Raw genomic sequence first — 11,051 nt, 5'->3', positions numbered from 1 at the left:
GCGGTTCTTTGTTCATTTACCATACGATGACAGGACGAAAAAATGGTTCCCATCGAATTAATCGCACCTTCCCTAGTGAGATAAGTTATTAAAGCAATACCCCTACCCGATTTCAAGCAGGGTAATTAAGCACATAATATTAGAATTTTAATAAAAACGGCTAACAGCTAAATACTCAACCATTAGCCGACTAGTTAATTTATTGCGAATGCTAAGAACGCTGGTTGAGGAACACTAAACTCTGAAATCTGATTCAATGCACCATTTTCAGCATTCACCCCATACACTTTAATTTTATTATCAGGGCGATCTGCAGAAACTAAATAACGTCCATCAGGATCAAAAGCAAAACTCCTTGATGCAAGACCTGGATGAATTGATTTCGCTAACTGAACGGAACCAAGACGAGCAAGTTTTCCATTCTCACCTACGCTGTACCAGGCAATAGCATCTTCACCGCGGTTATTCACGTAAACAAAACGGCCATTAGGGTGAAGCCTGATTTCTGCAGGCTCATTAAGTCCATGGAAATTGGAGCCTAATGTAGAAATTTTATCCAATAATTTAAGTTCACCGGTCTCCTGATTGAATTCCATCGAGGCGAGTTCAGAGGAGATTTCAAGATCGAGGTATAAACGTTGGTCGTCTGCGAAAACAAGGTGGCGCGGAGCTGATTCCTCCGGGAACTGATAGCTGTTAACTAATTTCAACTTGTCAGAGATAGAATATACAAAAACCTTATCCGTGCCCTTGTCACAAACAAGAAGGTGCTTGCCGTCAGGAGAAACAACTGCGCTATGCGCATGAGGACTTGCCTGGGCATGACCGCCCGCTTGTTTGGAATTATTAGGATCTTTTCCATGCCCCCCCAGTACAACCAGATCATTGATTCCAGCAATCGAACCATCTTTGTTAAGACCGTACATGATGACAGTTGAGTCATCATAAACATACGCTGATGTCCATTTTCCTTCTTTAAACACGGCCTTCTCGACATGATCGAAATCACCGTGGTTAGCGCTAAATAAGCGACGGTTCTGGCTATCAAGGCTCAGATATGTTGGGCGTGGACCAGGAGCAATTTGAGTATTAACGTGTGTCAAATGGCCACTGTCCAGGTTAACCGAAAACGCCATTACACTTGCAGGCGGTTCAACGGGCCCACGTCCATCGTTCTTACGCTCATCCACGGAGTACAACGTTGTTGTTGCTGCGTCGTACATCAAGTATCCAGCTAATTTAGGTTGTTCAACATGAGCCAACTGCTCAACTTTCTTGCCATCCTGGCTCAGGCGGAGTGAATATATTCCTCCGGGTTGGTGCTCGTCACCGTATGTTCCAACGAAAATTGTAGCTGACGTGTTGCCAGCAGATGATTTTGTATCGGATACATTTTCCATCGTTTTATCAACCTGTTTTTTTCTTGTTTGTTCCGTCTGGGCCAGGACTGTTTGCCCACCAGCAAAACAACACAATAGCAATATTGCGTTAGCAATTAGTGGCTTCTGTGGGTAACTCATCATAAGTCCTTAAAAATGCAGGATTAAAACTGCTGCCAAAATGGCAGCAGGCGTTAAATAATCAAGCTGTAATCAAACGACGCAACATTTCCTGATGGCGCCGAACCTGTTCAAACTCATCCATCATGAATTCACGGCCACGATCCTGGAAGTAACGCTGCCCTTCATATTCAGAATTGAGATAACCTTCATATCCACCTCGGCGCAGTGCGTCGATCGCCGAAACATAGTCAATCGCAATGTCCTGGTATTGGCCGGGTTTACCCGGAATTTCTGACATGTTGTTAAATTTGGCATGAATATGGGTAATATGTGGGCAAATTTCGCGCAGCGTCTCAGCTGATGTATTTGACAGGGTTAAACCCTCGGCAACGACTGTGTAATCTAAAGGCTTCGGTTTATCAATAAACTGCTCCGCCAATGCTTTTACCGCATTGAAGCAAACTTTCGCCTCTGGATTACATTCCCCCGTCGCGATGAACTGGCCAAATGCTGCCCTGACGTTACCCGCAGTCTGGTTAGCAACGTTGAAGGTTTGAGGATCCGTCTTCACCATTCCCGCTAATTTAACCGCAGCGTTGGAAGCTTCAGCACTCGCACCACGACGTTCGAACCATCCCAGCTGAGCTTCAGAAGGACGGGTACCGAAGATTCCAAAGTCAGGAACGATACCTAGATGACGGGTATTATTTTTCTCACTAAACTCGATAATTTCGTTGACCTGTTTCCCTTCCAGAGTCATCGGTTGGTGAATTTCTTTACCAATACGTATATCCAATGTTTCTGCTAAAGGTAATGCTTTTACCATGACATCAAGTGGGACAATTGACAGTACACGAACAACGCTAAAGCCCAACATTTTAGCGAGTTTAATATCGCTTCTTAAGCGCTCTGCGCATTCATCATGGTTCATGACGTGCGTACGGAATTGCAGTACGTCCATGCATACGTCCATAGCCACTGGCGTGACGTTATGCCTGTCAATTAGCTTGTACCAACGCTGCATAAAAGCTTTATCTGGAACAGGATATTTCAGTGACATTTCATCAATTAATTCAATACCATCTGCGCCATACAGATTGTTCGCAACTTCACTAATTTGCGACTCGAGATTAGATTCATTGAAGAATTGTGACTGCTGATAACTATAGAGCGATACACCACGTTTCATTTTCATTCACCTTATTCAACAGTCAGTTCATATTTTACGACATAGGGTGTTTTGTCAGATCCAGCACCTTTTCCTGGAACTGGCGGATTTTTGACCCATTCTTCATCTGTCGGCAAATAACCGTAGGCGGCAAGAACTGACTGCTGAAATAGTACTGTATGCTTACCCGGTTTCAATCCACCATGGAGAGCTACATGCAGGATGCCATCGTCACCATAATCCCAATGCTCATAAACAGCATGAGAGAGTTCTTCATAACTACGAGGATCTTTCCCATTGATTTCAAATGTCTGAACAGAATTAGGGTATTCAACTCCATCGATTGAAAGAAAATAGCCGTTATGAAGAGAAACAAAGCATCCACGATAGTTGGCATGCCTTACTGCTAAAGAAAATCCGACCACTTCCCCGTTCACTTTCTCATTTCTTAAACTTCCCGGGCGAATTAAATAATTATCGAACATAACTCCTCCAACTAATTAAATGGAACGTTTCCAACTTAAAATTAACATGTCGTTTTGGCTGGTTATTTTTTTTCTTTAAAACCTATAAGCCAAATAACGCTCGTCACTACGGCAATACCAATAGGAATTGACCAGAGAGGTATCCAGGATTGCACAATCTCTATATCCACGGTTCCTGAGTATACTGTTCCGGAAATTAATGAGCCAAATGTCGCACCAAATCCGGAAATTGCAATGATAAGCCAACTTTGCGCTTGAACTTTCATTTCGGCAGGGGCAAGGCGATCAATGTACATGGCACTGATAATGAGAAAGAAATCATTGCAAATGCCATGTAAGCCTACGCCAACGACAGCAGTCCAGGTATGTCCTTGCGCTGCGAGAATAAACATAATGAAGCGAATTCCCCACATCGACATACCGACAAGAAGTGCCCATTTCATACCGATTCTTTTAATAACAAATGGAACCGAAAGAATAAATATTATTTCTGATAATTGTCCTAAGGCAAGTACTGCGGCAACATTCTGGACCCCCAACGAACCAATGAATGGCGAAGCATACGTATTATAGAACCCAAGAGAAATAGATGTAAGAAGCGCACATGCCATTAATACTGCGAATCCGCGATGGCGAAACAAAACAAAAGACTTAGCACCAAGTGCATCTAAAAAATTAAATTTGCTTGATTTAGCTTGGGGTTCTGTACATGGCAATGTAAATGAATACAGGCCAAGTAAGATACTTGATACACCTGCAACATAAAAAATACCAGTCGTTGAAGAATATCCCAACATACCTACAACCACACCTGCGACGACCCAACCGCCCGTGGCAAATAATCTTAAAAAGGGAAATAAATCAGCCTTCACGCCAAGGTTATGAAATGAAAGAGAGTTCACCAAGCCCAGGGTCGGCTGAAAACAGAGCATATATAAGAAGATAACTAATAGAGTTGTATTATTTTCACCTGCAGCCACCAGACCAGGCAGAACGAACTGTAAGATACCGCCCAGGATATGTAAAACACCAAGAACTTTTTCTGACGAAATAAAACGATCACCAATAGCCCCTAACACCAAAGGCGATAAAATTGCAGCGATAGCGCACGAAGTGTAAGCCAACCCAATGACCCCACCCAGATGATGGGTATACAGCACCAAACCCATTGTGGTAAACCACGAGCCGAAAACAAAAAACTGTAGCAGCATAAGTATACTTAGCCTGCTAAAAATAAACTTTGGTAAAATCTGACTCTCTACATTTGGATTCTTATTTCTGTTATCAAATGACATTTCAGATTTTTCTTCTGCAAAGCAATTAGGCATTTTTTACTCCGCCATTTGTAGGGACTTCTGTTGGAACGAGGTAATTTATATTTACTAGATTCTAAATATCAAAACATCACAATCCAAAATTTTCTCTTTTGTGATCCAAGCTTCATTTTTTGAATAATTTAATTATTGACCCTAAATAAAAACCAACAAGCCAAATGAAATAAAAACACCTAAAATCAATAACTTATATTAAATACCACCAATAAATTGCATTTGTAACAATTGAACTATTGAACAATCGAGCAAAATAAACGCACACGTTGAGTCAAAAGGTTTGTACAATAAAACAAAATAATGTCATTAAAAATCAATGAGTTAAAAAAGGCACCAGTCTTTGCATTTAATTTAATTTGAAAAAACGTGATCTAGATCTCTATAATCAAATAGACGATAAATTTTTATCCAGCGGGTATCTGTCTGGCAGATACATAATATCCATACAACCCATTTCCTTTTATCTCCAATTCACGGCATAACATAACCAGTCCTTGGATATGAGCATTTTCCCTATCAAATTAATTAACCCAAATAGCTGATTATTAATTCTCAGCCATTACAAAATTGGTAAGCCGGAGATAATTCAAATGGTTAATAAACTACGTATCGGTATTATTGGTTGCGGCCGCATTGCAGTGTGTAAACATTTCCCTGCATTTGCAAAAGCCAAAGATCGCGTTGACCTGGTCGCTTTCTGTGATATCGAAATTGATCGTGCAATTGATGCTGCAGCTAAATTCGGCGTACCGGGTGCTGAGACTTACTCAGACCACCGCGAGTTGCTTAAAGACAAATCCATCGATGTTGTCTACGTTCTGACGCCGAACAACTCGCATAGTCCTCTGACCGTAGATGCACTTGAAGCAGGTAAACATGTCCTTTGTGAAAAACCGATGGCGGCAACAACAACAGATGCGCAGAAAATGCTGGATGCGGCAAAACGTACCGGTAAAAAACTCACCATCGGATACCAGAACCGTTTCCGTAAAGACGTACAAATCCTGAAACGCGCTAGCGCGGAAGGTGACCTGGGAGAAGTCTATTTTGCCAAAGCACATGCTGTGCGTCGCAAAGCGGTACCAACCTGGGGTGTATTCCTGGACAAAGAAAAACAAGGCGGCGGTCCGCTGATTGATATCGGTACCCATGCCCTGGATATTGCCCTGTGGACGATGGATAACTATAAACCGAAACTGGTTTCGGGCTCTGTATTTCACAAAATGAAAGACAACTTCGAAGGAAATTTGTTCGGCCCATGGAATCCCAAAACCATTGATGTGGAAGATTCTGCATTCGGTTTTATCAAAATGGAAAATGGGGCGACAATCTTCCTCGAAGCGTCCTGGGCGCTGAATATTCTTAAAGCACGCGAAGGCCAGGTTACTCTTTGCGGTACGAAGGCAGGAGCCGAACTGGTAGGTGATGGTGCTGCAGCGCCAACCTCAGCAGTCGACGGTACTGGCAGTATTGCTTTTAATACCGCGCGCTTTGGCGAATTGTTAGATATCGAGCCATTCGTACTTGGCGGCCCTGGTCCTTTAGATCTCGGTAACGAGCCCTTCCGAGTTGCAGATGCTGAACTTGCTGCATGGATTGATGCGATTGAGAACGACAAAGACCCTGTTGTTACTGCAGAACAAGCGTTTATCGTTACCCAGGTACTTGAAGCAATCTACAAATCTGCAGAAACCGGTCAGGCTGTAGAGTTCTAATTTTTCTTTATTGAGTGGCGCAAGTAAATGTGCGCCACTTCGCTTCGCACATTCCATTTCAGCAACATTGCCACCCGGTTAATGAGGAGGTTATATGAACACTCTTAAAGGTCCCGGCATTTTTCTTGCACAATTTATTGACAGTACCCCACCCTTTAATAGTCTTGAAGGACTTGCAGTCTGGGCTGCAAACCTCGGATTCAAAGCGTTGCAGATTCCTTGTAACCACAAACATATTTTTGACGTAGAAAAAGCTGCAGCAAGTCAGCAATATTGTGATGATGTGAAGGGTATTCTTGCTGAACATGGTTTACAAATAAGCGAGCTATCGACACATCTTGAAGGCCAACTTGTTGCCGTCCACCCTGCTTATAACCAACCTTTTGGCGGATTTGCCCCTAAAGAATTTGCAAACGATCCGCAAGCGCGCCAGGAATGGGCTACCGGAATCGTTAAAAAGGCTGCGCAAGCCTCCGCCCGGCTCGGCCTTAATGCTCATGCAACATTTTCTGGTGCACTGGCATGGCCATATTTGTACCCATGGCCACCTCACAATGCCGCTTTATTCGATGAGAGCTTCAAAGAACTGGCCCGTCGTTGGCTGCCGATTCTCAACACCTATGAGGAATATGGTGTAGATGTTTGTTACGAGATCCATCCGAGCGAAGATCTTCATGATGGCGCTTCATTTGAGCGTTTTCTTGACGAGGTAGATCACCATCCTCGTTGCAACATTCTGTTTGACCCTAGCCACCTCCATTTACAGCAAATCGATTATCTCGAATACATCGATATCTATCATGAGCGTATTAAAGCGTTCCATGTGAAAGATGCTGAATATAACAAAAATGGCCGCAGCGGCGTTTACGGTGGTTATCAGCCATGGTTACAGCGTGCCGGTCGTTTCCGTTCCCCTGGTGATGGACAGATCGATTTTAAATCGATCTTTAGCAAACTCACTCAATACGGCTATAGCGGGTGGGCCGTACTTGAATGGGAATGCTGCCTGAAAAATAGCGAAGATGGCGCTCGCGAAGGGAGCAAGTTCATTCAGGAACATATTATCAACGTATCCAGTCGAGCCTTTGATGACTTTGCCGAAACAGGTAATGACGTCAATGAAATCAAAAAAATGCTCGGGCTCATTTGAGAGTGGATATTGGGGGTTGGCAAATGCCTTCTCCCGCGAAATCAAGACCAGATTAATTTGTTACCGGGAATCATCCGGCCGAGGCAAAGATGAAAAAAGAATTTTATGACGCGATTGTTGTCGGCTCAGGAGTAGCGGGCAGCATAGCTGTGAAGGAATTAACTGAAAAGGGAATGAGCGTTATCTTGCTCGAGGCCGGACCGTTTTTAGGTGAAAAAGACTTTAACGTAACACCAGGCCGCCACGAAAAAGTAAAAAAAATTGATGCTCTTGCCCGCTTTAAGATTGCCGTAACAGGGCAACCCCTCCAGGCTCGTGCAACTTATATGAGTAACGAGTACCGTCATTTGTTTGTAAATGACTGGCAAAACCCCTATACCACCCCAAAAGGGCAGTATTTTTTATGGATTAGGGGGCGCCAACTTGGCGGACGCCTTCATACATACGGTCGAGTATTACAACGAATGTCGGACTATGACTTTAAAGCTGCCAGCCTGGACGGCTATGGTCAAAACTGGCCTATCAGCTATGAGGAACTGGATCCCTGGTATTCCCGAATCGAAGAGTTTCTCGGTGTTTATGGCATAGAGGAAAACATTCCGAACTTACCGGACGGAAAATTTGTTCAGACCCCCATTCTGACTAAACCCGAAAAAGCCTTCAAAGCTAAAGTCGAATCTTTATGGCCCGAGCGTAAAGTCACCAGCTGGCGTTTCTCTGCACCAAACTTAAAACGCATCCCGATAGGTGTTCAGGCTGCTATTGATACTGGCCTTCTGGAATTACGCACTGATGCGATAGCAAAAAATATAGATGTAGACCCAATTAGCGGCAAAGCCACTGGTGTCACATTTGTCGATCGATTGACAAAGCAAGAGCATACCGTACGTGCAGGCATGGTCATGCTGTGCGCCTCCGCGATTGAATCGGTCAGACTTTTATTAAATTCCCGCTCGCCACGCCATCCTGAAGGTATTGGCAATTCAAAAGGCCTTCTGGGGCGCTATTTCCTTGAACAGACACCGAGCCTTATAGCTGGTTCGGTTCCGGACAGCCTCGGATGGGAATACGACAAGACGATTCCCCAGGATCCGTTCTGCCGCCCTGCCGGCGGTATCGTTATTCCTCGATTCCAGAATATCGGCAGTAACACGACGAAAGAGTTCATTCGTGGATTTGCTTTCCAGGGCGTAATTGGACGGGGCTACGTATCACCCGATAGTCCATCCCAATTTGGTTTGATGGGCTTCGGTGAGATGCTGGCCAGACCGGAAAATCGCATAACACTCAATCCCAGAAAAAAAGACGCATGGGGTATTCCTGCACCGCATATTGATTGTTCTTTCGGGGAAAATGACCTGATCGTCATGAAAGCACAGCTTCGTACAATTAAGGAGATGGTGAGTGAATGTAACTACAAAGTTGATTTCGCAGGCACGGCACTTGGCCTGGAAAACGCTCGGAATGCTATGCCTGATGAAACGTTTTTGATGAAAACAATCTTTCGCCTCTCGTTTAAAAAGAGTGTTGGTCTGGGCGCAGCCATACATGAAAGTGGCGGAGCGAGAATGGGAGACAATCCCTCAACCTCAGTGCTTAACAGCTTTAACCAATGCTGGGACGTAAGCAATGTTTTCGTCACTGATGGAGCATGCTTTGTAACGAGTGGCACGGTCGGCCCAACACTAACAATGATGGCTATTACTGCCCGGGCATGTGATTACGCGGCAGAACAATATAAGAAGGGACAGCTTTAACCCAACTTATTATAAATAAATTCAATTAATGATTCTGACTTAGCTAATTCAATTACAAAAAGGGAATCATTAATTAAAAATTTTAATTCTCAATGCTAAAGGTATATTTGATGCCAAATTTCATTCTTGTCGGCGACGTCGGCGGAACAAATGCACGTCTGGCCTTGTGTGATATCAGCGATGGAACTATCTCACATATCCATACTTATTCTGCGAATGATTATGCCACACTTGAAGATGTTATAACCCATTACCTGGAAGGTCAGCATGTCACTGTTAACGAAGCTTGCATTGCTATAGCCTGCCCTATCACAAATGACTGGGTTGATATGACGAATCACTCATGGGAATTCTCAATCAGCTCAATGCAGCTCAATCTTGGTCTGACAAATCTTGAAGTCATTAACGACTTCAAAGCGGTATCTATGTCGATCCCCATGCTTAAGGAAGCAGATTTATTGAAGTTTGGTGGGGGCATCGCAGAACGGAACAAGCCCATCGCAGTGTACGGCGCAGGTACAGGCCTTGGTGTTTGTCATCTTGTGCAAACTGAAAAGCAAATTATTAGTCTGCCTGGTGAAGGTGGCCACGTTGACTTCGCCCCTAATAGCGAAGAAGAAGACCGCATACTGTCGGCATTAAGAAGTGAGCATGGACGGATTTCTTATGAACGCGTCCTTTCCGGGCCAGGTCTCGTGAACATCTATAAGGGTATTGTCAAAGTGGACGGGCGTATTCCAGAAAAGCTAAAACCCAAAGACGTCACCGACCGGGCATTGAGTAATGAATGCACCGATTGCCGCCGCGCACTTTCTCTATTTTGCATCTTGCTTGGCCGTTTTGGTGGCAACCTGGCCTTAACTATGGGGACATTCGGAGGCGTATATATTGCCGGCGGTATTGTTCCTCGTTTCCTAGATTTCTTCAAATCATCCGGCTTCAGGAACGCCTTTGAAGACAAGGGACGCTTTAATGAATATCTAAAAGATATTCCCGTTTTCCTGATTACGCACCCTCAGCCCGGGCTACTTGGTGCCGGGGCTCACATGCGCCAGCTGTTGGGTTATTCTCTCAGTTAATTCCGTAAATACTACGGTATCAAGTAATTTTGGAGATGGTTACGTGATTGTCGGTCCCTATATTAATAGCATTGCAATTGTCGTTGGTGGCGTCGCAGGAAGTCTATCATCTCCTTGGATACCAAGACGCCTACACGAAGGAATGCCATTGATGTTTGGCATTTGTTCGATGGCAATGGCAGTGGTATTGATAATGGAAACTGTCAACATGCCCGTAATGGTGCTCGCAGGCATTCTCGGCGCACTTACTGGCGAGTTAATCTCCCTTGAGAAAAAAATTAATACCGTCGCAACAAAAACAAAAACCATCGTCGAATCGATTCTACCAAAACCACGAGGAGAAATAACTAATGAGGAGTTTTTAAAAATCTTCGTGGCATTAATTATTTTATTCGGAGCCAGTGGTACCGGAATTGTGGGGGCGATGAACGAGGGTATGAATGGAGACTCCTCAGTGCTAATTACAAAAGCATTCATGGATTTCTTTTGTGCCATTCTTTTTGCTACCCGTTTAGGGTATTCAGTCGTAATTTTGTTTGTACCGCAGTTGGTAATCCAGCTAATACTTGCCTACAGTGCAGTACTGCTGCTCCCCCTAACAACAAAGGTTATGAGGTCTGACTTTTATGCTGCCGGAGGTTTAGTAATGTTGGCGACAGGATTGAGAATCTGCGGCATAAAGTTATTCCCTGTAGCGAGTATGCTACCAGCTCTACTTTGGGCTATGCCGCTATCCTACCTGTGGGTTCACTTTTCCAACTGACGGACAGTAATCATTTGGAGAGCGCTTCGCGAATTCAGATAATAAGTGCAACGCTTGGTCATGTGGATGGAGGGACGGTTAGCTACCGATAAGCTATCCTG

The 11,051-nt window shown here is 44.1% G+C and carries 9 protein-coding genes; 5 read left to right on the top strand and 4 right to left on the bottom strand.

What is annotated here, in order from left to right:
* Positions 1–194: 194 nt before the first annotated feature.
* The 4 genes from ACSZO1_RS20040 to ACSZO1_RS20025 form a co-directional block, all read right to left on the bottom strand.
* Positions 195–1,520 carry a lactonase family protein gene (locus tag ACSZO1_RS20040; RefSeq protein ID WP_437615793.1) on the bottom strand — a complete coding sequence of 442 codons (1,326 nt, stop codon included), beginning with the start codon at positions 1,518–1,520 and terminating at the stop codon, positions 195–197.
* Between the two features lie 61 nt (positions 1,521–1,581).
* Complete coding sequence (locus ACSZO1_RS20035) at positions 1,582–2,691, bottom strand: xylose isomerase (RefSeq protein WP_437615791.1); 1,110 nt, start codon at positions 2,689–2,691, stop codon at positions 1,582–1,584.
* An 11-nt stretch (positions 2,692–2,702) separates the two neighbouring features.
* Positions 2,703–3,155: a C-glycoside deglycosidase beta subunit domain-containing protein gene (locus tag ACSZO1_RS20030; RefSeq protein WP_437615789.1), complete on the bottom strand. Its 453-nt coding sequence runs from the start codon at positions 3,153–3,155 to the stop codon at positions 2,703–2,705.
* A gap of 62 nt (positions 3,156–3,217) precedes the next feature.
* Entirely contained in the window at positions 3,218–4,483 is a 1,266-nt protein-coding gene (locus tag ACSZO1_RS20025) for an MFS transporter (protein ID WP_437615787.1), read from the bottom strand.
* Positions 4,484–5,076: 593 nt separating this feature from the next.
* Here ACSZO1_RS20025 and ACSZO1_RS20020 point away from each other — a divergent pair.
* The 5 genes from ACSZO1_RS20020 to ACSZO1_RS20000 all read left to right on the top strand — a co-directional run bounded on the left by ACSZO1_RS20020 (position 5,077) and on the right by ACSZO1_RS20000 (position 10,950).
* A complete protein-coding gene (locus ACSZO1_RS20020; RefSeq protein ID WP_437615785.1) occupies positions 5,077–6,201 on the top strand; it encodes a Gfo/Idh/MocA family protein in 1,125 nt (374 codons plus the stop codon).
* A 94-nt stretch (positions 6,202–6,295) separates the two neighbouring features.
* Positions 6,296–7,351 (top strand): sugar phosphate isomerase/epimerase family protein, encoded by a 1,056-nt coding sequence (locus ACSZO1_RS20015; protein ID WP_437615783.1) that lies wholly within the window; start codon positions 6,296–6,298, stop codon positions 7,349–7,351.
* Between the two features lie 89 nt (positions 7,352–7,440).
* Positions 7,441–9,108, top strand: a complete 1,668-nt coding sequence (locus ACSZO1_RS20010) for a GMC oxidoreductase (protein WP_437615781.1) — start codon at positions 7,441–7,443, stop codon at positions 9,106–9,108.
* A 110-nt stretch (positions 9,109–9,218) separates the two neighbouring features.
* On the top strand, positions 9,219–10,187 hold the full coding sequence (glk, locus tag ACSZO1_RS20005; RefSeq protein WP_437615779.1) for a glucokinase: 969 nt from the start codon (positions 9,219–9,221) through the stop codon (positions 10,185–10,187).
* 43 nt (positions 10,188–10,230) lie between these two features.
* Complete coding sequence (locus tag ACSZO1_RS20000) at positions 10,231–10,950, top strand: DUF554 domain-containing protein (RefSeq protein WP_437615777.1); 720 nt, start codon at positions 10,231–10,233, stop codon at positions 10,948–10,950.
* The last annotated feature ends 101 nt before the right edge of the window (positions 10,951–11,051 follow it).

Origin of the sequence: Erwinia sp. V71 (assembly GCF_965644245.1) — a bacterium.
Classification (GTDB): domain Bacteria; phylum Pseudomonadota; class Gammaproteobacteria; order Enterobacterales; family Enterobacteriaceae; genus Erwinia.
This window is presented reverse-complemented; position numbering and strand designations above follow the sequence as displayed.

Coding starts and splice junctions, on each gene's coding strand:
- ACSZO1_RS20040 (WP_437615793.1), bottom strand. CDS start 1,520: ATGAGTTACCCACAGAAGCCACTAATTGCTAACGCAATATTGCTATTG.
- ACSZO1_RS20035 (WP_437615791.1), bottom strand. CDS start 2,691: ATGAAACGTGGTGTATCGCTCTATAGTTATCAGCAGTCACAATTCTTC.
- ACSZO1_RS20030 (WP_437615789.1), bottom strand. CDS start 3,155: ATGTTCGATAATTATTTAATTCGCCCGGGAAGTTTAAGAAATGAGAAA.
- ACSZO1_RS20025 (WP_437615787.1), bottom strand. CDS start 4,483: ATGCCTAATTGCTTTGCAGAAGAAAAATCTGAAATGTCATTTGATAAC.
- ACSZO1_RS20020 (WP_437615785.1), top strand. CDS start 5,077: ATGGTTAATAAACTACGTATCGGTATTATTGGTTGCGGCCGCATTGCA.
- ACSZO1_RS20015 (WP_437615783.1), top strand. CDS start 6,296: ATGAACACTCTTAAAGGTCCCGGCATTTTTCTTGCACAATTTATTGAC.
- ACSZO1_RS20010 (WP_437615781.1), top strand. CDS start 7,441: ATGAAAAAAGAATTTTATGACGCGATTGTTGTCGGCTCAGGAGTAGCG.
- glk (WP_437615779.1), top strand. CDS start 9,219: ATGCCAAATTTCATTCTTGTCGGCGACGTCGGCGGAACAAATGCACGT.